Source organism: Micromonospora sp. NPDC051924, from assembly GCF_055586005.1.
This window is the reverse complement of the sequence record NZ_JBVJJA010000030.1, coordinates 31,525-51,931: the sequence shown is the minus strand read 5'-3', so window position 1 is coordinate 51,931 and position 20,407 is coordinate 31,525. Positions and strand designations below refer to the sequence as shown.

Annotated in this window: 15 protein-coding genes; 10 read left to right on the top strand and 5 right to left on the bottom strand. The window is 70.3% G+C overall.

Features of this window, described 5'->3' with window-relative positions; all coding sequences use genetic code 11:
* The gene (locus ACZ6S5_RS22950) at positions 1 to 534 is read right to left on the bottom strand and encodes a gamma carbonic anhydrase family protein (RefSeq protein WP_466003508.1); all 534 of its coding nucleotides are present in this window, start codon (positions 532 to 534) and stop codon (positions 1 to 3) included.
* Positions 531 to 1,319, bottom strand: a complete 789-nt coding sequence (locus ACZ6S5_RS22945) for a GntR family transcriptional regulator (protein WP_466003506.1) — start codon at positions 1,317 to 1,319, stop codon at positions 531 to 533. The genes ACZ6S5_RS22950 and ACZ6S5_RS22945 overlap by 4 nt, the downstream gene beginning before the upstream one ends.
* Positions 1,320 to 1,442: 123 nt before the next feature.
* Between ACZ6S5_RS22945 and ACZ6S5_RS22940 the strand changes: the two genes are divergently transcribed.
* From ACZ6S5_RS22940 to ACZ6S5_RS22930, 3 genes are read left to right on the top strand one after another with little or no spacing between them, the layout of a single operon-like run.
* A complete protein-coding gene (locus ACZ6S5_RS22940; RefSeq protein ID WP_466003504.1) occupies positions 1,443 to 2,699 on the top strand; it encodes a CaiB/BaiF CoA transferase family protein in 1,257 nt (418 codons plus the stop codon).
* A gap of 3 nt (positions 2,700 to 2,702) precedes the next feature.
* Positions 2,703 to 3,485 (top strand): enoyl-CoA hydratase/isomerase family protein, encoded by a 783-nt coding sequence (locus ACZ6S5_RS22935; RefSeq protein WP_466003502.1) that lies wholly within the window; start codon positions 2,703 to 2,705, stop codon positions 3,483 to 3,485.
* A gap of 5 nt (positions 3,486 to 3,490) precedes the next feature.
* A complete protein-coding gene (locus ACZ6S5_RS22930; protein ID WP_466003501.1) occupies positions 3,491 to 4,924 on the top strand; it encodes an acyl-CoA synthetase in 1,434 nt (477 codons plus the stop codon).
* On the opposite strand, the gene ACZ6S5_RS22925 is transcribed toward ACZ6S5_RS22930, so the two are convergent.
* Positions 4,925 to 5,713 (bottom strand): class I SAM-dependent methyltransferase, encoded by a 789-nt coding sequence (locus ACZ6S5_RS22925; RefSeq protein ID WP_466003499.1) that lies wholly within the window; start codon positions 5,711 to 5,713, stop codon positions 4,925 to 4,927. It lies immediately after the preceding gene.
* A gap of 250 nt (positions 5,714 to 5,963) precedes the next feature.
* Here ACZ6S5_RS22925 and ACZ6S5_RS22920 point away from each other — a divergent pair, with 250 nt between their 5' ends.
* The gene (locus ACZ6S5_RS22920; RefSeq protein ID WP_466003497.1) at positions 5,964 to 6,386 is read left to right on the top strand and encodes a TIGR03668 family PPOX class F420-dependent oxidoreductase; all 423 of its coding nucleotides are present in this window, start codon (positions 5,964 to 5,966) and stop codon (positions 6,384 to 6,386) included.
* A 16-nt stretch (positions 6,387 to 6,402) separates the two neighbouring features.
* Here ACZ6S5_RS22920 and ACZ6S5_RS22915 read toward each other — a convergent pair whose 3' ends face one another.
* A complete protein-coding gene (locus ACZ6S5_RS22915; RefSeq protein WP_466003495.1) occupies positions 6,403 to 7,314 on the bottom strand; it encodes a TIGR03619 family F420-dependent LLM class oxidoreductase in 912 nt (303 codons plus the stop codon).
* A gap of 709 nt (positions 7,315 to 8,023) precedes the next feature.
* Here ACZ6S5_RS22915 and ACZ6S5_RS22910 point away from each other — a divergent pair.
* The 6 genes from ACZ6S5_RS22910 to ACZ6S5_RS22885 all read left to right on the top strand — a co-directional run bounded on the left by ACZ6S5_RS22910 (position 8,024) and on the right by ACZ6S5_RS22885 (position 19,001).
* The gene (locus ACZ6S5_RS22910; RefSeq protein WP_466003493.1) at positions 8,024 to 10,129 is read left to right on the top strand and encodes a PQQ-dependent sugar dehydrogenase; all 2,106 of its coding nucleotides are present in this window, start codon (positions 8,024 to 8,026) and stop codon (positions 10,127 to 10,129) included.
* 17 nt (positions 10,130 to 10,146) lie between these two features.
* The gene (locus ACZ6S5_RS22905; RefSeq protein WP_466003492.1) at positions 10,147 to 11,091 is read left to right on the top strand and encodes a sugar phosphate isomerase/epimerase family protein; all 945 of its coding nucleotides are present in this window, start codon (positions 10,147 to 10,149) and stop codon (positions 11,089 to 11,091) included.
* Between the two features lie 587 nt (positions 11,092 to 11,678).
* On the top strand, positions 11,679 to 15,131 hold the full coding sequence (locus tag ACZ6S5_RS22900) for a ThuA domain-containing protein (RefSeq protein ID WP_466003490.1): 3,453 nt from the start codon (positions 11,679 to 11,681) through the stop codon (positions 15,129 to 15,131).
* A gap of 78 nt (positions 15,132 to 15,209) precedes the next feature.
* Positions 15,210 to 16,403 carry a sugar phosphate isomerase/epimerase family protein gene (locus ACZ6S5_RS22895; protein ID WP_466003488.1) on the top strand — a complete coding sequence of 398 codons (1,194 nt, stop codon included), beginning with the start codon at positions 15,210 to 15,212 and terminating at the stop codon, positions 16,401 to 16,403.
* A 183-nt stretch (positions 16,404 to 16,586) separates the two neighbouring features.
* Positions 16,587 to 18,074 carry a purine-cytosine permease family protein gene (locus ACZ6S5_RS22890; RefSeq protein WP_466003487.1) on the top strand — a complete coding sequence of 496 codons (1,488 nt, stop codon included), beginning with the start codon at positions 16,587 to 16,589 and terminating at the stop codon, positions 18,072 to 18,074.
* A 54-nt stretch (positions 18,075 to 18,128) separates the two neighbouring features.
* Positions 18,129 to 19,001, top strand: coding sequence for an LLM class F420-dependent oxidoreductase (locus tag ACZ6S5_RS22885; protein ID WP_466003485.1), 873 nt, complete (start codon positions 18,129 to 18,131; stop codon positions 18,999 to 19,001).
* Between the two features lie 146 nt (positions 19,002 to 19,147).
* Here ACZ6S5_RS22885 and ACZ6S5_RS22880 read toward each other — a convergent pair whose 3' ends face one another.
* On the bottom strand, positions 19,148 to 20,401 hold the full coding sequence (locus ACZ6S5_RS22880; RefSeq protein ID WP_466003484.1) for a hypothetical protein: 1,254 nt from the start codon (positions 20,399 to 20,401) through the stop codon (positions 19,148 to 19,150).
* Positions 20,402 to 20,407: the final 6 nt, after the last annotated feature.

The following is a 20,407-nucleotide window of genomic DNA, read 5'->3' as shown; positions in this document are numbered from 1 at the left end:
TCAGAGCACCGACGTCGCCACTGCGTGCGCCCGGGCCCGCTCGGCGTACCCCTCGGCGTTGCCCACGTTGCCCGCCCGCTCCTCGGCGGACAGGTCACGCCGCACCCGGGCGGGCAGACCCGCGACGAGCGAGCCGGGCGGCACCAACGTCCCTTCCAGCACCACCGCGCCGGCGGCGACCAGCGAGCCGGCGCCGATCCGCGCACCGTTGAGCACCACGGCGCCCATGCCGATCAGGACGTCGTCCTCGACCGTGCAGCCGTGCAGCACGGCGCGGTGCCCGACGGAGACGCCGGAGCCGACGACCGTCGGAAAGCCCGGATCGGCATGCACGACGCAACCGTCCTGGATGTTGCTGCCGGCGCCGATCGTGATCTCCTCGGTGTCGCCGCGCAGCACGCAGCCATACCAGACGCTGGCACCGGGCGCCAGCCGCACGGAGCCGACGATGGTGGCGCCCGGCGCCACCCAGGCGTCGGGATGGATGTCCGGCGTGCGGTCGCCGAAGTCGACGACCAGCGCCTGGGTGCTCACGATCGGGGCTCCTCCAGTCCTGCCGTGGTGTCGGAGCGGGTGCGACCGAGCCGCGCCAGCCACGCCTCCGCCTCGGGGGAGCGGCCGCCGAGCGAGTCGCCGAGGTCGAGGACGAAGGTGTGCTGCCCGTGGTCGGCGAGCAGGCCGAGGACCTCCTGCGGGTCCCCGCGTTCCAGGGTCTCCAGGATCGCGCGGTGCCGTTCGACGTTTCCCCACAGTCCCTCGCCCGCCACCCGGGCCCGCTGGTTCATGCCCATGCAGAGGCGCATCTGCAACGACAGGGAGCGGTAGGACTCCTCGAGCCTGCGGTGCCCGGCCAATCCCACCACGGCCAGATGGAAGCCGAACGCGCGATCGGTAACGGTCGCGGCGTCGCCGGCCCGGGCCGCCGCCTCCAGCTCGCGTACCGCCGCCCGGCAGCGCTCGAGGCGGTCCGGCGACCGCACGGGCACGCCCAGCTCGACCGCCATCCGCTCGAGCTGATCGCGCAGGGTGAAGATCTCGTACACGTCGTGCAGGGTGATCGGGACGACGATCACCCCGCGCCGGGGCTGCTGCACGAGCAGCCCCTCCTGCTCCAGCACCCGCAACGCCTCGCGCAGCGGCGGCCGGGAGATGCCGAGCTGCTGGGTCAGCTGGTTCTCCACCACGCGGTCGCCGGGCCGCAGCTCACCGGCGAGGATCATCTTCCGTACTGCGTCCGCGGCGAGGAGCGACAGGCTCGGCGGGGGCGTGATCCGGCGGAGCCTCCCGTCCGGGCTCGTCGCGCTCGTCGTCTCGGGCATCGGGACACTCCTCGTCGCGGCACGTTGTCTTCTGTAGACAACGTACGACTCTATCGGTAGCTTTCGCACTCGAACACCCACTGCTCCCCGCGACCAGGCACCGTGCCGACCGGAGGTGGATGGATGCCCGCCCAACGCAAGCCGCCGCTCACCGGAGTGACGGTGCTGGAACTCGGGTCGTTCATGGCGGCCCCGTTCGCCGCCATGCAACTCGCTGACCTCGGCGCCGAGGTCATCAAGATCGAGCACCCGGCCGGCGGGGAACCCGTCCGGCAGACCGGTCCGTTCCTCGGCACGGAGAGCTCGCCTTTCGTCCGCATCAACCGCCACAAGCGCTCCGTCGCCCTCGACCTCAAGTCGCCGGATGCGCGTCCGGCATTCCTCCGGCTGGTCGAGCGGGCCGACGTGCTGATCGAGAACCTCCGTCCCGGCGCCATGCGTCGACTCGGCCTCGGAAACCAGGAGCTGTGCGAGATCAACCCTCGCCTGGTGTACGCCTCGGCATCGGGCTGGGGGCAGGACGGGCCGCTGGCGAACCTGCCGGGGCTGGACATCATGGCGCAGGCGCGCAGCGGCCTGATGAGCATCACCGGCCATCCCGGCGACCCACCCGCGAAGGTGGGCGTACCGATCTGCGACCTGGCCTGCGGCCTCTACCTCGCGCTCGCGGTCACCGCGGCGTTGCGGGAACGGGACCACTCCGGCATCGGGCAGCACATCGACGTCTCCCTGTTCGAGGCCGGAGTGTCCTTCGCCGTCTGGGAGGCGGGGAAGTACTTCGCGACCGGCGAGGTGGGTGGCCCGCTGGGCTCGGCGCACCAGAGCAACGCCCCATACCAGGCGGTGCACAGCAGCGACGGCTACGTGACCATCGGCGCCACCACCCCGCGCAACTGGCGGGCCTTCTGCGAAGCCCTCGGGCTGACCCGGCTGCTCGATGACCCGCGCTACGCGGACGCCTTCTCCCGGCTGCAGAACCGCACGGAGCTGATCGACACCATCGAGACCGTGACGACCACGCTGAGCACCGCGGAAATCGTCGAACGACTCAACAAGGCCGGGGTGCCGTGCGCGCCGATCGCCGGCTACGGCGAGGTGTTCACCGACGAGCACCTCACCGCCCGCAACTTCTTCTGGGACGCCGACCACCCGACCCTCGGGCCGGTACGCCAACTAGGCTCGCCGATGCGGCTGTCCGAGACCCCGGTACAGCGCGCCGCCGCAGGACCCGTCCTCGGCGCCGACACCCGCCAGGTGCTGCTCGCCGCCGGGTGCAGCGCGGCGGAGATCGATCACCTCGTCGCCTCCGGCGCCGCCCTGACCGAGGACGCCGGCGGCGCGACCACCAACTCCGCCGTGAGCACGACGCCCGGGAGGTAACCCATGTCCTCGTCCCCCGGATCCACCGCCGAGATCCTCGTGGAGCGCCACGGCCCCGCCCTCACCGTGACCTTCAACCGGCCCCGCCAGCGCAACGCCATGACCTGGGCCATGTACGACGGCCTGTACCAGGCCTGCGAACGCGCCGACGCGGACGACGAGGTGCGGGTGCTCGTCCTGCGCGGTGCCGGCGAGGACGCCTTCGTCGCCGGCACCGACATCAGACAGTTCACGGACTTCACCGGCGGAGCCGACGGCGTCGAGTACGAGAAGAAGATCACCCGGGTGCTGGACCGCCTCGAGGACGTCAACGTGCCGACGGTGGCGGCCATCCGCGGCTACTGCGTCGGCGCGGGTCTGGCGATCGCCTCGGTGTGTGATCTGCGACTGGCCACACCTGACGCGCGGTTCGGCATCCCCATCGCCCGGACCCTCGGCAATTGCCTGTCGATGCCCACCTATGCGCTCCTGCTGCACCACCTCGGGCCGGCCCGGACCCTGGATCTGCTGCTCAACGCGAGGTTCTACTCCGGCCAGGAGGCGCACGCCGCCGGTTTCGTGGCCGAGTCCACCGACGATCTCGACGAGGCCGTCAGGCAGACCGTCGACCGCCTCGCCGGGCATGCCCCACTCACCATGTGGGCGGCCAAGGAGGCGATCCGACGGCTGCGCCGCGGCCGCGCCGACGGCGACGACATCGTCGCCCGGGTGTACGGCAGCGACGACTTCCGCGCCGCCGTACACGCCTTCACCAGCAAGCAGACGACCACCTGGACCGGACGGTGACCGCGATGCGACCAGGAAACGAAGACGTGCTGCTGCCGGCCCTGACCGGGGCGTTCGGCGACGACGCCGAGGCGATCCGGGTCGGGGACCAGCGGGCGTCCCGGGAGGCGGTGCTGCGCGCCGCCACCGCCCTCGCCGACCGCATCGCCGGCAGCGACGCGGTCGCGGTGTGGGCGACCGCCAGCATGGAGACCGTGGTGGCCGTCGTGGGCGGCCTGCTCGCCGGGGTCCCCGTCGTGCCGGTGCCACCGGACTCCGGACCCACCGAGCGGGACTACGTGCTGCGCGACTCGGCCGCCTCGCTGCTGCTCGTCCCCCCGACCGGTGCCGGCGCCGCGCCGCCGGCCGACGTGCCGGTCCCCGTCGCCACCGTCGACCTGACCGCGCACTCGTCCAGCAGCCGTCCGGAGCCCGCGCCGGAGAGCACCGCGCTGATCCTCTACACCTCCGGCACCACGGGCGCACCGAAGGGAGCGCTGATCCCCCGGCAGGCGATCGCCGCCGACCTGGACGCCCTCGCCGACGCCTGGTCGTGGACGCCCGACGACCTGCTGGTGCACGGTCTCCCCCTGTTCCACGTGCACGGCCTCGTGCTGGGCGTGCTTGGCGCGCTGCGGGTCGGATCGCGGCTGGCCCACACCGGCCGGCCCAAGCCGGACGCGTACGCCGCCGCCGGCGGCACCCTGTACTTCGGCGTGCCGACCGTCTGGTCCCGGGTCTGCGCCGACGTGTCCGCCGCCCGAGCGCTGTCGTCCGCCCGGCTGCTGGTCTCCGGCAGCGCGCCGCTGCCGCTGCCGGTCTTCGAGCGGCTCGCCGAGCTCACCGGGCAACCCCCCGTCGAGCGGTACGGGATGACCGAAACGCTGATCACCGTCAGCAGCCGCGCCGACGGTGAGCGGCGGCCCGGGTTCGTCGGCACCCGACTCGCCGGAGTGGACAGCAGACTGGTCGGCGAGGACGGCAGCCCGGTCACGCCCGACGGGGAGTCCCCGGGCGAGCTGCAGATCCGCGGCCCGATGATGTTCAGCGGATACCTCAACCGGCCGGAGTCCAACCGGGAATCGTTCACCTCCGACGGCTGGTTCCGCACCGGGGACATCGCCACCATCGGCCCCGACGGATGGCACCGGATCATCGGGCGCGCGTCGATCGACATGATCAAGAGTGGCGGGTACCGGATCGGCGCGGGCGAGGTGGAGAACGCGCTGCTCGCCCACCCCGCGGTGCGGGAGGCCGCGGTGATCGGCGCGCCCCACCCCGACCTCGGGCAGCAGGTGGTCGCGTACGTGGTCGCCGACGCGGCCACCGAGGCGCAGCTCATCGAGTTCGTGGCCGCCCGGATCTCCGCGCACAAGCGGCCGCGGCAGATCCACCTCGTCGAGCAGCTCCCCCGCAACGCGATGGGCAAGGTGCAGAAGAAGTTGCTCGCCGGCGGGTGATCAGCCGGCCACGGTCACGCAGACGTGCGTCCAGGTCTGGGTGAACCAGAGCTCGCCGGCCACGGTGAGCGGGCGCATGCCGGACGGCGGGCCGCCGGCCAGTTCCCGGGACAGCTCCTCCTCGATCTGCCCGGCGACGTCCGCGGGCGTACCGGCCTGTTCGAGCCAGGGGCGAAGCGGACGCTCGACGTCGAAGACCTCGGCCGTCTCCACCGTGGCCCCGGCCGAGGTGAGCAGGCCGACGACGGCGTCGGCGGCGAACATCGTCCCGTGGGAGGGGTCGCGCAGCCGTTCCACCCGGTCGGGGTCGCCGGGCAGGTCCGGCCGGACCACCATGTCGGCGACCACGACCCGTCCGCCGGCCCGGCACACCCGCACCATCTCGGCCGCGACGTTCTCCGGCTCGGCCACGTGGTGCAGCGAGAACCGGGAGAGCACCAGCGAGAACGAACCGTCGAGGAACGGCAGCCGCGCCGCGTCGCCGCGCTGGAACACCACGTTGGACACGCCCTCGACGTCGGCCTGAGCCTTGCCCGTCGCCAGCATCTCGGCGGTCACGTCGAGCGCGGTCACGTGCCGGGTGCGCGCGGCGAGCGCGCGAGCGACCAGTCCGGTGCCGCAGGCGACGTCCAAGCAGACGTCCTCGGGATCCGGCTGCGCGAAGTCGACGAGCCGCTGCAGGTGCGTGGTGAAGGCGCCGTTGAGACGTGGGTCCTCGAAGGTGCCGGCCTGCCGGGCGAACTCCCGCAGAATCAGGTCATGGCGTCCGACCTTGTCTGGTGATCGCATGTCACCCGCTTCCTCGTCAGCCGAAACGAGACCTCGTCAACGGTACCGGCATTCACCGATCCAGACACGGCGTCGCGACGCGGTGCCGTGGCAGCAAGCAGAGACGCAACAAAAAGCCTCACCAACCTGTGCGACGGCAGAGCCCCCTCAGCCCGCTCGACCGAGCCCGCCGCCCGCCAGCCGCCCGTCCCGTCGCGCCGTGGTGGCGAAGACAAGGTAACGGCGAGCGTGCGTTGTTACGGTCGGCGCTGTGCCCGCCGACGAACTCCGGCAGCGTGTCGGATCAGCCCGGGTGGCCCGGCTGGCCACCGTCGGGGCTGACGGCCGCCCGCACCTGGTGCCGGTCTGCTTCGTCCTGCTCGGCGACGTTGTTTACCACACGGTTGACGAGAAACCCAAGCGCCACAGGCGGCTGCGACGCCTGGAGAACATCCGAGCGACGGGCCAGGCCTGCCTGCTGATCGACGAGTACGACGAGGACTGGTCCCGGCTGTGGTGGGTCCGGCTGGACGGGCACGGCTGGCTGGTCGAGGACCGCGCGGAGGAGGCCGCTGTCCGCGCGGCGCTGGCCGACAAGTACCCGCAGTACGCCCGGCGTCCACCAGCCGGGCCGGTGGTCGCCGTGCGGGTGACCCACTGGTCGGCGTGGTCGGGGGCGGATCCGGCCGGATGAGGGGCGGTCGTGGGTGTCAGCGGGTCGGGGCGAGGGCGTCGAGCACCTCGTCGGCCCTGCGCAGCGACGCCTGCGCGTCGGCGCGAGGTGAGCCGATCTCGGGGTCGAAGTTGAGGTCGATGAACAGCTCGGTGATCCCGGCGTCGCTGAGCCTGGCCAGATCCGACCGGATCTGCTCCAGCGTGCCGGTGAGCGGCTCGCGTCCGGCCGGGGTCGTTTGACGTACGTGGACCGCACCGCGGCAGACGAATCGCAGGGAGCGGGGATCGCGCCCGGCGTCGGCCGCGGCGGCCTTGACCGTCGCGACCCCCTCGCTGATGCCCGTCAGATCCGCCTGGCTGCCGCTGACCCAGCCGTCGGCGAGCCGGCCCGCCCGACGCAGCACCGCGGGCGCGTGGCCGCCGAGCAGGATCGGCGGGTTTGGCCGCTGCACCGGCTTCGGCGCGAAACGCGTCGGCGGGACGTGGTAGAACTCGCCGCGATGCTCGGCGACGTCCTGCTGCCAGAGGGCGCGCAGGACCGTGAGGAACTCCTCGGCCCGCTGGCCCCGCCGATGCTTGCTCACGCCCGTCGCCTGGTATTCCTCGTCCGCCCAGCCGAGGCCGAGCCCGAGGTCGAGCCGGCCGCTGGCGAGGATGTCGAGGGTCGCGGCCTGCTTGGCCAGCACCACCGGGGAGATGAACGGCATGTTGAGCACCGCGACGCCGAGCCGGATCCGGGTGGTGTGCGCCGCCAGGAACGCCAGCGTGGTCAGCGGGTCGTGGACGCTGTGGTACGTCTCGCTCCAGACGAGGTCGGCGGGCACCAGGAGGCGCTGGAACGTCCACAGCGAGTGGTATCCGAGCTGCTCGCAGCGGCGGGCGACGTGGATCATGTGCTCCGGGGTGGCCCACGATCCGGACACGGGCGGGGCGAATCCAACCTCCACCCCGGCACGGTACCCAGTTCCTCCCGCTCGGGCACCGCGATCCACGACGATGCGCTCAAGCAGGGCGGGCGGGCGGGCCGGGCGGCCGGGCGGCCGGGCGAACGGTGGCGACGAACAAGGCCAGGGCGACGGCCTGGATGGCGGCCACGCCGAGAGGGAATCGCTCGCCTCGCTGAACCAGGCGGTTCTTACGGCTCCCAGGGTGGCCATGCCGCGAACCTTCGCGCGCTCGGCCGCATCAACAGCCACCCGACGTGAACCGCTGCCGCCTGCCCCGGGCGTTTGACCGGCGCGGGAGCCTACCGACTCCGACCATCGCCGCAACCCCAAGACTCACTTTCGTTCGCAGCGCAGGAAAGTTCGGTTGGCTCGGATGAAAGCTATAGACATGTCGACATGCCTTTTGTAGCGTCGGTCACATGGACGGTGTTACGTCGCGGTTAAACCGCCACGTCGGCGGCACCTCGGCGCTGACACCAGACGGTTAGCCGCCGGCCAACACCTGACCTGACACCTGTCCCCTGCCCACTCCCCCGCCCGTCGCCGGACACCGCTGCGACGCCACCGGCAACCTGCCTGGCGCCCGCGGTAGCGGCATGCCACACGACGGGCGGCTCAACCCTGCCCACATATCCGTTCCGTCCATGAAGGAGCAGTTGACCGCTCCCCTCGACCTGCCCCGACCAGCCCCCAGCACAAGGAGAGGCAGATGAAGAGACCACTCGCACTCGCCGTAGCGGGTCTGACGACCGCGGCGCTCGTCACCGCGCCGACCGACTCGATGGCCGCGCCGACCAGTCCGCCGCCGGAGAGCGACTTCCAGAAGGTGACCCTGAACGACCACCCGGGCGAGCCGATGGACCTCGCGGTCCTGCCCGACAGCCGGGTGCTGCACGTGACCCGCGCCGGCGAGGTGTGGCTGCACGACCCCACCAGCGGCCGCAACACCATCGCCGCGACCCTCGACGTCTACCGGCACGACGAGGAGGGCCTGCAGAACGTCGCGATCGACCCGAACTTCGGCAAGGCCGGCAACAACTGGGTCTACCTGTACTACTCCCCGCCCCTGAACACGCCCGTCGACGACCCGTCGACCCCGACCGTCAACGAGGGCGACGCACCGGCCTGGGGCACCGCCGCGGACTTCGCGAAGTTCAAGGGCGCCATCCGACTGTCCCGGTTCCGCCTCGTGAAGGACAAGCTGGACCTGTCCACCGAGCAGCAGATCATCGACGTACCGGTCGACCGGGGCATCTGCTGCCACGTCGGCGGCGACATCGGCTTCGACGCCAACGGAAACCTGTACCTGTCCACCGGCGACGACACCAACCCGTTCGAGTCCGGCGGCTACACCCCCATCGACGAGCGGCCCGGCCGCAACCCCGCGTACGACGCGCAGCGCACCGCGGCCAACACCAACGACCTGCGCGGCAAGATCCTGCGCATCAAGGTCGGCGCCAACGGCGGATACACCATCCCCGACGGCAACCTCTTCCCGCAGGGCACGGCCAGCACCCGGCCGGAGATCTACCTGATGGGCCTGCGCAACCCGTTCCGGATCGAACTGAACCGCGAAACCGGTGACCTGTACGTCGGCGACTACTCGCCGGACGCCGGCCAGGCCGATCCGGCGCGCGGGCCGGCCGGGCAGGGCAAGTGGTTCGCCGCCCGCAAGGCCGGCAACTACGGGTGGCCGTACTGCGCCACGCCGCAGCTGCCGTACGTCGACTACGACTTCGCCACCGGCCAGTCCGGAGCGCCGTTCAACTGCGCCGCACCGGTCAACGAATCGCCGCACAACACCGGGCTGCGCAACCTGCCCCCGGTGCAGCAGCCGCAGGTGTGGTACGGCTACGGCCCGTCCGCGCAGTTCCCGGAGCTGGGCACCGGCGGCATCGGCCCGATGGCCGGGCCGGCGTACCAGTTCGTCCGCCCGACGGCGAAGGGACGCGCCCCGGTGGCGTGGCCGGCCTACTACGACGGCATGCCGCTGTTCCACGAGTGGACCCGCGACTACGTGAAGGGCTTCCGGTTGAACGCCGGCGGCCAGCTGACCGGGATCGAGCCGGTGCTCCCCTCGTTCACCTTCGACAACCCGATGGACCTGGAGTTCGGCCCCGACGGCGCGCTCTACGTCCTCGAGTACGGCGACGGTTTCTTCAGCGAGAACCCGGACGCGCAGCTGGCCCGGATCGACTACACCGGCTGGACGGGCAACCACACCCCAGTGCCGCAGGTCTCGGGCACGCCCACCAACGGGCTCGCCCCGCTGACGGTCACGTTCTCCAGTGAGGGCACCACCGACTACGACGGCGACCGGCTGTCGTACGCGTGGGACTTCGACAACGACGGCAAGGTCGACTCCCGCGCGGCGAACCCGACGTTCACCTACCGGGAGAACGGCCTCTACAACGCCACCCTCAACGTGAGCGACCCGGGCGGGCTGTCGGCCTCCGCGTCGGTGCGGATCGTGGTCGGCAACGCCGCGCCGGTGGTGGAGCTGGTCAAGCCGGTCGAGGGCCAGCCGTTCAAGTTCGGCGACACCGTGCAGTTCGAGGTGCGGGTGACCGACGACCAGCCGGTGGACTGCGCCCGGGTCAGCGTCACCTACGTCCTCGGGCACGACCAGCACGGGCACCCGCAGACCACCGCCAACGGCTGCACCGGCTCGATCCAGACCACGGTGCCCTCCGGCCACGACCCGACGACCGACAACCTGACCGCCGTGTTCGTCGCCTCCTACACCGACCCCGGCGGTGACGGCCTGCCGTCCCTGACCGGCACCGACCAGGTCGTCCTGGTCCCCACCGCCTGACCCCCAAGGAGAACACCATGTGTTACGGATACGACGGGATGGCCGCGCTGCGGCACTCCGTTGACCGACGCAGCCTGCTGCGCGGCTCCCTGGCCGCCCTCGCCGGCCTCGGCCTCGCCTCGACCGCGGTCGGCGCGACGCCCGCGGCGGCCACCACCCACGACACCGGCCGGCACCTCGTGCCCCCGGGCCTGATCAGCATCCAGCTGTGGACGGTCCGCGACGCCCTGTGGGGCGCGCCCGGGTACGACGCCACCCTCACCCGTCTCGCCCAGATCGGGTACCCGCGCGTGGAGCTGGCGCTCGGCTACTTCGGTCGTACCGCGGCCCAGCTGCGGCAGTTCCTGGACGGCATCGGCATCCGGGCCAGTTCCAGCCACGACGGGATCAGCGGCAGCGCCGCCGACCTGGACCAGAAGATCCAGAACGCGGTCACCCTGGGGCAGCAGTTCATGGTGGTGCCGTACCTGTACTCCGAGCGCGAGGACGAATGGAAGCGCTGGGCGGAGCAGATGAACACCGAGGCCGCCGCGGCGCAGGCGGCCGGCCTGCGGTACGGGTACCACAACCACGCGCATGAGTTCACCATCGACCTCGGTGGGGGCAAGCGGCCGTGGGACGTGCTGACCGCGGAGCTCGACCCCGCGCTCGTGCACCTGGAGGTCGACCTCTACTGGGCGGTCACTGGTGGCATCAACTCCGGTGACGGCGTCGCCGATCCCGAGGGCTTCGCGCTGGACGTGATCCGTACCGCGCCGCAGCAGGTGCTGCAGTTCCACGTCAAGGACCGGGACGCGGCCACCGGCGACATGGCAGACCTGGGCACCGGGATGATCGACTTCGCCCGGATCTTCCAGGAGCACTCGGTCCTCGAATACATCGTCGAGAACGACACCCCGGACGTGACGCCGCAGCAGACGGCCGAGGTCGGCTACCGCTACCTGCGGAAGATCCGGTTCTGAGCGACCGGAGAAAGCAGCGCTGACGGGTGCCAAGGCCCGGCGGCGGGTCGGCGGGAGCACCTTTCCCTCCGACCCGCCGCAACAGCCGGCTCCGACGTCCCACCGCCATATGTGAATTTCTCCGTGACCGTCTGGAACACATAACGGGCGCGACCAACTCCCTCTAGGAAGGGAGCAATTGGTCGTGAAAGGAATGCCGTAAAGGCCCGCCGCCGCTCGCACCCGTCGGCGCGCCGTCTCCTGAAGCGGCACCGTCGGCAGTTTGCGTCGGAGACCGGGCCCGCGCTCACGGTTCGCCGACCTCGTCGCGACCTCGCCAGCCGGCCGCTCCCCGGTTCGGCCAGCCCCGCGCAATCCCCGCTCTGAGCTGGGACGACGCCACGGATCGTCGCGCTTACGCCAGCGGCACCGGCTGAGCGGGCTACGACCGGCGACACCGGCACAAAGCATCAACACCGGCTGGCGTCATCGCTGTCGAAATCCTTGTGCAAACGCAAGGGAACATTGACCGATCAGAATTGATCTCGTAGTGTGCAGGAAACGTGAAAGCGCTTTCCTACCCCCGTCACCCATTGAGGAGCGAGTGTATGAGACGCCACCGCACGCTACTTTTCGCCCTGCTCGCCACCATCACACTCATGCTGCCGAGCACGACAGCGAACGCCACCGAATCGACCACCGCCGACAATTTCCGGGTGCTGGTCTTCTCCAAGGTCACAAACTTCTACCACGACTCCATCCCGGCCGGCGTCGCCGCCGTCCAACAGCTCGGCGACCAGTACGGCTTCGCCGTCGAGGCCACCACCGACGCGGCCGCGTTCACCGACGCCAACCTCGCCCGGTTCGACGCCCTCGTGTTCAACAACACCAACTCCACCCCGGCCTCCGGCGACCTGCTCGACGCCGACCAGCGGGCCGCGCTGCAGCGGTTCATCCGCGACGGCGGTGGCTGGGTCGGCCTGCACGCCGCATCGGCCAGCGAGCGGGACTGGTCGTGGTACGAGGGACTGGTCGGGGCCATCTTCGACACCCATCCGGACTTCTCCGCCACCGGCGGCACGTTCCCGGGCCGGATCAAGGTCCTCGACCACGCCCACCCCTCCACCAAGGGACTGCCGGAGCTGTGGGAGCGCAGCGAGGAGTGGTACAACTGGCGGACCAACCCCACCGGCAAGGTCCACACCCTCGCCCAGATCAAGGTCCGCGACGGCATCCCCGGGCTGAACGAGGGCGTCGACCACCCGTACTCGTGGTGCCAGAACTACGACGGCGGCCGGTCCTGGTTCACCGCCGGTGGACACAGCTCCTCCTCATTCCAGGAGCCGGCGTTCCTCCAGCACCTGCTCGGCGGCATCAAATGGGCAGCCGGCGTCGCCCCCGGGGACTGCGGCGCCACCCGGACCACCAACTTCGAGCGGATCCCCCTGGTCAACCAGGACCTCTCCGACCCGTTCGAATTGGCCGTCGCACCCGACCGCCGGGTCTTCTACATCGAACGCACCGGCGCGCTGAAGGTCATCAACCAGGACACCCTCGCCGTCACCACCCTCCTGGACTTCGCCTACACGCCGGAGCAGACCAGCCAGTCCGACGGGCTGCTCGGCATGACCCTGGACCGGCACTTCGACAAGACCAACTGGATCTACCTGCTCTGGTCCGACCGGGTGGAGAAGCAGCTGAACCTTTCCCGGTTCACCGTCGACGGCGACAGCGTGAGTCTCGACTCGGAGAAGCGCCTGCTCACCATCCCCACCTGGCGCGGTGAGGCGCGGGCCAACTCGCACATGGGCGGCTCGGTGACGATGGACCAGCAGGGCAACCTGTACGCCGCGATCGGCGACAACACCGACCCGTTCGAGTCCAGCGGCTTTACGCCCATCGACGAGCGGGCCGGTCGCCGCGCGTACGACGCCCAGGGCACCGCCGGCAACACCAACGACCTGCGCGGCAAGGTCCTACGGATCAAGCCCCTGCCCACCGGGGGGTACGCCGTCCCGGACGGCAACCTGTTCGCCCCGGGCACGCCGAAGACCAGGCCCGAGATCTACGCGATGGGCCTGCGGAACCCGTTCCGCATCACCGTCGACTCCAAGACCAACGCGCTGCTGGTGGCCGACTACGGCCCCGACGCCCGGTCCGCCAACCCGAACCGCGGCCCGGAGGGGACCGTCGAGTTCAACCGGATCACCAGCGCCGGCAACTACGGCTGGCCGTACTGCATCGGCAACAACATCCCGTTCAACGACTACGACTTCGCCACCGCCACCTCCGGGCCGAAGTTCGACTGCGCCGCGCCGGTGAACAACTCGCCCAACAACAGCGGCCTGACCAACCTGCCCGCGGCCAAGCCGGCCCTGGTCTGGTACGCCTACTCGGCCTCCGCGCAGTTCCCCGAGCTCGGCACGGGCGGCGGCGGCCCGATGAGCGGACCCGTCTACGACTACGACCCGGCCAGCCAGCGGCTGACCAAATTCCCGCAGTACTTCGACGGCAAGTGGATCGTCTACGAACTGACCCGCAGGTGGTTCAAGACGCTGTCGATCCACGAGACCGCCCAGACCTTCAGCGATCCGCGCTTCGGCCCGACCAACGCCGGTGACCTGCAGTCCATCAACGGGATCTTCGGCAACATGTCGTGGATCCAGCCGTTCGAGGCGGAGTTCGGGCCGGACGGCTCCCTCTACGTCATCGACTTCGGCGCGGGCAGCGGCAGCGGCCGGGGCGGCAGCAATGAGGGCGCCGGCATTTACCGCATCGACTACGTCGCCAACAGCCGGCCCCCGGTGGCCAAGCTGAGCGTCGACCGGGACAGCGGACCGACACCGCTGACCGTCGCCTTCTCCAGCACCGGCTCCAGCGGACCGGACGGCACCCCGATCACGTACGCCTGGGATTTCGACGGCAACGGCAGCGTCGACTCCACCGCCGCCAACCCCAGCCACACCTACAGCACACCGGGGAGGTTCACCGCCCGGCTCACCGTCACCGCCACCAATGGGCAGACCGCCGTCGCCGTGCAGGAGATCACCGCCGGCAACACCCGACCGACGGTGACCCTCAGCGTCCCCGACGGGGCCTTCTTCGACTTCGGTGACCGTATCCCGTACACGGTGACGGTCACCGACCCGGAGGAGAGCAGCATCGACTGTTCCAAGGTGGTCGTACAGACCCAGCTCGGCCATGACTCGCACACCCACCCGCTGGACAACTACGTCGGATGCACCGGCGTGGCGGTCACCGAGAGCAACGGCGGTGACGGGCACGGCGCGGGACAGAACCTCTACACCGTGCTCACCGCCCAGTACACCGACGGCGGCGCGGCCGGCGCACCGGAGCTGGTCGGCTCGACCCGGGTGGAGCTGCAGACCAAACGCAAGGAGGCCGAGCACTTCGACGGCCAGAGCGGCATCCAGGTCCTCGACCGGGCCACCGCGAGCGCCGGCAAGCGCATCGGTGACATCGACAACGGCGAGTGGATCAACTTCGGGCCGGTCAACCTGCGCAACATCGACTCGGTCACCTTCGGGGTCGCCTCGGGCAGCAGCGGCGGCGACATCGAACTCCGGGCCGACTCCCCCACCGGGCAGCTGCTCGGCCGGGCCACCATCGGCAGCACCGGCGGCTGGGACAACCTCGTCTCCCCCACCGTCGAGCTGACCGATCCGGGCCGCACGACGACCCTCTACCTGGTCTTCGTCAACCCGACCCAGACCGGGGGGACCCCCGACCTGATGGCGCTGGACTGGCTGCGCTTCAACGGCGCCGGGGTCCGCGAACAGACCGACGCGACGGTATCGGCCACGGCCACACCCACCACCGGCACCGCGCCGCTGGAGGTCGCCTTCACCGGCACCGGCTCGCCGGCCGCCGGGCGCACCATCACCGACTACGCGTGGGACTTCGGCGACAACACCGCCGTCGTGCACGGCGCGTCCACCAGTCACACGTACGCCCGCAAGGGCACCTACACCGCGCAGCTGACCGTCACCGACAGCCTCGGGGCGACCATGTCCTCGACGGTGGTCGTGACCGTGAGCTGAGCGCCCGGACCGGTGGCGGGGTGGGACGGCACCCCGCCACCACCGCCCGTCCACATGCCTCACCCATCGGGAGAAACCATGGCTGACAGCATCGCCCGCCCCGCCCACCACCGATCGACCCGAACGCGGCACCTGCTCGCCGCGTCGCTCGCCGCGACCCTGCTGTTCACCCCGAGCCCGGCGTCGGCCGCCGACGATTCGAGCGCTTCCGCCGGGCTCGCCGGCGTCGCCGACAACTGCCCCTGGGGCTACACCACCTCGTCCACGGTCTACTTCGGGCAGGGCACGGCCGACTCGGGCGTACCCAACCGCGACCTCGGCGACGGCTGCACGATCCTGGACGCCGTCTGGGCGCAGGCACCGTTCGCCGATCACGGCAGCTTCGTCAGCACCGTGAGCGGGCTGGCCAACTCGCTGCGGCAGGACGAGGTCATCACCGCGCAGGAGAGCGCAAGCATCGTCCGGGCCGCGGCCGACTCCGAGATCGGTACGCCACAGCCGGCCTCCGGAACCCGGGCGGTACCCGACGACCGGATCGGTCTCGTCCTCTACACGGTGCGGGCCACCATGCCGACCGCACCCGAGGCCACCCTGGCGGCGCTCGCCGCCTGCGGCTACCGCAACGCGGAACCCTCGGGCGCGGTGAACAACTTCTACGGGAAGACGGCCACCGCGCTGGCGCCCCTGGTGGCCGACGCCGGGCTGTCCGTCCCGTCGATCGGGATCGGCCTCGGCGACCTGCAGAACAACCTCACCGGCGTCATCGCCAACGCCAAGGCGTTCGGCGCGAAGTACGTCCGGATCTCCGGATCCGGCTCCTGGAAACTCGACGACTACGCCCGGGTCGCGGCGACCCTCAACACCGTCGGCGCCGAACTGAAGAAGGCGGGCATCACCGTCGCCTACCACAACCATGGGTTCGAGTTCGCGCCGCAGAACGGTGTGCGCGGCTACGACGTGCTGGTCCGCGAGACCGACCCGAACCTGGTGGCGATGGAACTCGACCTGTACTGGGCGACCAACGGCGGCGCCGACCCGGTGGACCTGATCACCAGGTACCCCGGCCGGTTCTCCCTGTTCCACGTCAAGGACATGGCCGCCGACGGGTCATTCGCCGACGTGGGCGAGGGCACCATCGACTTCGCCCGCATCTTCGCCTACAACCAGATGGCCGGCGTCGGCTACTACCTGACCGAGAACGACAACCCGCGCCCGGACGGCATCTCGTCGGCCTGCGACAGCTACGCCAACCTCCGCGCCCTGCGCTACTGAAATCTCCGAGCACGCCACGAGTTCGCCCGCTCCAGCCGACGATACGTCGACCGGAGCGGGCGATCTCCTTCGTGGACCTTGTTGCACCATGGCCACCACCCGGACACTGGTCATGACCCGTACCGCCGACCACGTCCGCTCGATCAGTTCCAGTCGTGACCCGTCCGCAGAGCAAGGAACGCCATGAGCACAGAGTTCCGAACAACGGGGAGTCAACCGTCGAAGCCTGACGACGCCGGGCCGGCCGGCCTGCCCGTCGAGCTCAACGGCATCAACGTGATCGCCGAGGAGGAACGCAAAGGCCGGCCCCGCGACCTGTTCTGGCCGTGGTGCGCCGCGAACATCGCCGTCCTGGGCATCAGCTACGGCTCCTTCTTCCTTGGCTTCGGCGTCTCCTTCTGGCAGGCAACGTTCGCCGGGGTGCTCGGGACCGTCGTCTCGTTCCTGCTCGTGGGCTTCGTGTCGCTGGCCGGCAAGCGCGGCTCGGCACCCACGATGATCCTCAGCCGGGCCCCGTTCGGTGTACGCGGCAACGCCTTGCCGGCGGCCATCAGCTACGTCCTGCTCGTCGGCTGGGAGACCGTGCTCTGTGCCCTCGCCACGCTGGCCACGGCGACCGTCTTCGACCGGCTGGGCTGGGGCAGCGGCACCCCCACGAAGGTCATCGCGTTCCTCGTCGTGGCCCTCGTCGTCGTGCTCGCCGGGGTCCTCGGCTTCGACGCCATCATGCGGCTGCAGGGCATCATCACCATCGCCACCGCGGTCCTGACCGTCGGCTACCTCGCGTTGACCGCCGATCACGTCTCCTGGGCCACGGTGTCGTCGGTGCCGGGCGGGTCGACCGAGGCGTTCATCGGCACGCTCATCTTCGCGATGACCGGCTTCGGTCTCGGCTGGGTCAACTCCGGCGCCGACTACGCCCGCTACCTGCCGCGTGGTGCGTCGAGCCGGGGCGTCGTCGGCTGGACCACGTTCGGGGCGAGCGTGGCGCCCGTCGTCCTCGTGGTCTACGGTCTGCTGCTCGCCGCCTCCGACGAGCAGCTCAGCAGCGCGATCGCCGCCGACCCCATCGGCGCCCTGACGGCGCTCGTCCCGACCTGGTACCTCGTACCGTTCGCGATCGTCGCCATCCTCGGCCTCATCGGCGGCGCGGTCCTGGACATCTACTCGTCGGGCCTGGCGCTGCTCACCCTCGGGCTGCGTACTCCCAGGTGGGTGGCGGCGGGCATCGACGGCGTCCTGATGATCCTCGGCACCATCTACGTCGTCTGGATAGCCAGCAGCTTCATCGGCCCCTTCCAGGGCTTCCTCATCACCCTCGGCGTACCGATCGCCGGGTGGTGCGGCGTGTTCCTCGCGGACCTCGCGCTGCGCAAGCAGGCGTACACCGAAGCGGACCTCTACCGGCCCGACGGCCGATACGGCTCGATCGGCGCGGCCGCGGTCGGGCTCGTCGTCGCCGGCACCGCCGTCGGCTGGGGCCTGGTGACGAACAGCCTGGCCTCGTGGCTGTCCTGGCAGGGCTACCTGCTCTCGGCAACGGGCCTCGGCGGCCGGACCGGGGCCTGGGCCTACGCGAACCTCGGGGTGGCGGCCTCCTTCGCCATCGGCTTCCTCGGCTACCTGCTGCTCGGCCGGCGCCGCGTCCGCGCCCAGGAAAGCAGCGCGTGATCCGGTCAGTCCCGGCATAATGCCAGTTGGTCCAGGGACTTGAGAGGATGGACGATGAAGCTCGGTCTGCACTACTGGAACTTCTCGACCCCCGCCGACCCGTCGCGGATGGCCGGGACCCTCGCGGAGACCGCCCGGATCGCGGAGCATTCGGGGGTTTCCGCCTTCACGGTCATGGACCACTACTTCCAGATGGAGTTCAGCACCTCGGCCGAGGAGCCGATGCTCGAGGCGTACACGACCCTGGGCTACGTGGCGGCGAAGACGGAACGGATGACGCTGGGTGTCCTGGTCACCGGGGTGATGTACCGCTACCCGGGGCTGCTCGCCAAGATCGTCACCACGCTCGACGTGCTCTCCGGCGGGCGGGCCCGGCTCGGTATCGGCGCGTCGTGGTACGAGCGCGAACAGCGCGGCCTCGGCGTACCGGACGTCCCGGTCAGCGAGCGGTTCGAACGACTCGAGGAAGCGTTGCAGATCTGCCTGCAGATGTGGAGCGACAACAACGGCCGGTTCGACGGCCGGCACTACCAGTTGGCCGAGACGCTGAACGTGCCGGCACCGATCAGCCGGCCGCACCCCCCGATCATGATCGGTGGCGGCGGCGAGAAGAAGACCCTGCGGCTGGTGGCCCGCTACGCCGACGCGTGCAACCTGTTCGGCAACAGCCCGGCCGAGGTCGCGCACAAGCTCGACATACTGCGGGAACACTGTGCCGCCGAAGGCCGGGACTACGACAGCATCGCCAAGACCGTGCTGGTCATGCGGCCGCCCCTGGCCGACGTCGACGCGTTCGTGGCCGAGGTGGCCGAGTACGCGGCGCTCGGGGTGACCGAGGTGCAGACGATGCCCGACCGTCACCCGGTGCAGTTCGCGCAGGAACTGGCCGACCAGCGGGTCCCGGCGCGGCTGGCCGAACTCGCCTGAGCCAACACTGGCTCCGCTGCCTGGCACAGAACCTACGACAGGCGGTCGGAGCTTCTGGTGAGCCGGAAGCGGAGGTGGGTCACGGTTCCAGCGACCGGCTTTCCTGGTCCCATCGGAGGGCCCACGGGGCTGGCGTCCGCCCCCGCTCAGTCTTCCTCGCCGCGTTCCTCGACGTTCCCGCGCCGACGGAGCGCTCGCTCGGCGATCCGGCTGGAGAGCTTGCCCGTCGCCCATTTGGCCCGATCGAGGGTCTCGTTGCCAAGGCGCCTGGCGGCATCGACGCGGTCTGCTCCTGTCTCGAGCGCCTTGTCCCTCACCTCCATGGCCGCGTCCGCCCATCGCCTCGCCTCCGATGACTGTCGAGCGCGCTCGATCCCGAGCCGCCCGTGGAAGTCGACGATGGCGATCGAGACATGGTTGCTCGACTGCACTACAGCCGGGGAGTCCATCGGGTGCAGGAGCACCTTGGTGTTGGCCGTGCCCGCAGCCGCATCCATGCGAGCCAGCAGTCGCTCGGTGCTCCGTGAGATGAGTTCCAGCCGGTTCTGCCGGGCAGCCCGAAGCGCGAGGCGATGCCGATCCAGCTCGTCCGGAGACTCGTCCAGCACGCGGTCGAGTTCGAGCACGGCGCTTGCATCGTGCAGTTGGAAGCAACGAGCCAAAACAGCGAGCCACTCCTGAACCTTGGACTCCGCTTCCCTGGACGCCTTGGCGAGGTCACCGATCTTGGTCTTGCGCTCCAGCTTCTCCGCGAGTGCGTCGAGCTGACGTAACGCGTACGCCTGGGTTCGTGCGATCGTCATCGACGTGGCCTGCACCTTCGACCACGTGACCTCGGAGACCCGGCCCACCTGCTCTCGGATGGTCATGGCCTCCCCGATGACGAAGTCCACCCCGATCATGTCCGCCAGCGCGGCGTCTTTCTGGGCGCGGAGCACGTCGTCGACCTTCTCGTCGATCGTGGCGAGATAGTCGGTGATCTCGTCCATGGCCTGTTGCATCGCAAGCTGTGCCATAAGTCCCGCTGCGCCAGCCAGGAGCGCAGGGTTGGCCAGACGCGGCCCGGGTCCCTTCACGAACTGGAGGTTCTTGACGAATTGGCCATTCTGCGCCCGCAGCGTGGCATGGAGGTTGCCGGAGGACGAGTTCTTGACCAGCGGGAACCGTTGGGCGACCCTCGCGGACTCCTCAGTCAATTTCATCCAGCGACCTGAGTTGGCGGCGATCTCAGAACCTGCCTGTGCGACTCCCGCCGCCTTACCGAGGGCAGGTCCGAGCCGATGCAGTCCGAGGTCCTTCGACGGCAGCCCCTCGGAGACGAGGAAGCGTTCGACTGCCGCCGGGTCACCGATGACAGCCAGGCCATCACCGTCACTGATCAGCTGAATCTCGTCATCCACCGTCGG

Coding starts and splice junctions, on each gene's coding strand:
- ACZ6S5_RS22945 (WP_466003506.1), bottom strand. CDS start 1,319: ATGCCCGAGACGACGAGCGCGACGAGCCCGGACGGGAGGCTCCGCCGG.
- ACZ6S5_RS22940 (WP_466003504.1), top strand. CDS start 1,443: ATGCCCGCCCAACGCAAGCCGCCGCTCACCGGAGTGACGGTGCTGGAA.
- ACZ6S5_RS22935 (WP_466003502.1), top strand. CDS start 2,703: ATGTCCTCGTCCCCCGGATCCACCGCCGAGATCCTCGTGGAGCGCCAC.
- ACZ6S5_RS22930 (WP_466003501.1), top strand. CDS start 3,491: ATGCGACCAGGAAACGAAGACGTGCTGCTGCCGGCCCTGACCGGGGCG.
- ACZ6S5_RS22925 (WP_466003499.1), bottom strand. CDS start 5,713: ATGCGATCACCAGACAAGGTCGGACGCCATGACCTGATTCTGCGGGAG.
- ACZ6S5_RS22910 (WP_466003493.1), top strand. CDS start 8,024: ATGAAGAGACCACTCGCACTCGCCGTAGCGGGTCTGACGACCGCGGCG.
- ACZ6S5_RS22905 (WP_466003492.1), top strand. CDS start 10,147: ATGTGTTACGGATACGACGGGATGGCCGCGCTGCGGCACTCCGTTGAC.
- ACZ6S5_RS22900 (WP_466003490.1), top strand. CDS start 11,679: ATGAGACGCCACCGCACGCTACTTTTCGCCCTGCTCGCCACCATCACA.
- ACZ6S5_RS22895 (WP_466003488.1), top strand. CDS start 15,210: ATGGCTGACAGCATCGCCCGCCCCGCCCACCACCGATCGACCCGAACG.
- ACZ6S5_RS22890 (WP_466003487.1), top strand. CDS start 16,587: ATGAGCACAGAGTTCCGAACAACGGGGAGTCAACCGTCGAAGCCTGAC.
- ACZ6S5_RS22885 (WP_466003485.1), top strand. CDS start 18,129: ATGAAGCTCGGTCTGCACTACTGGAACTTCTCGACCCCCGCCGACCCG.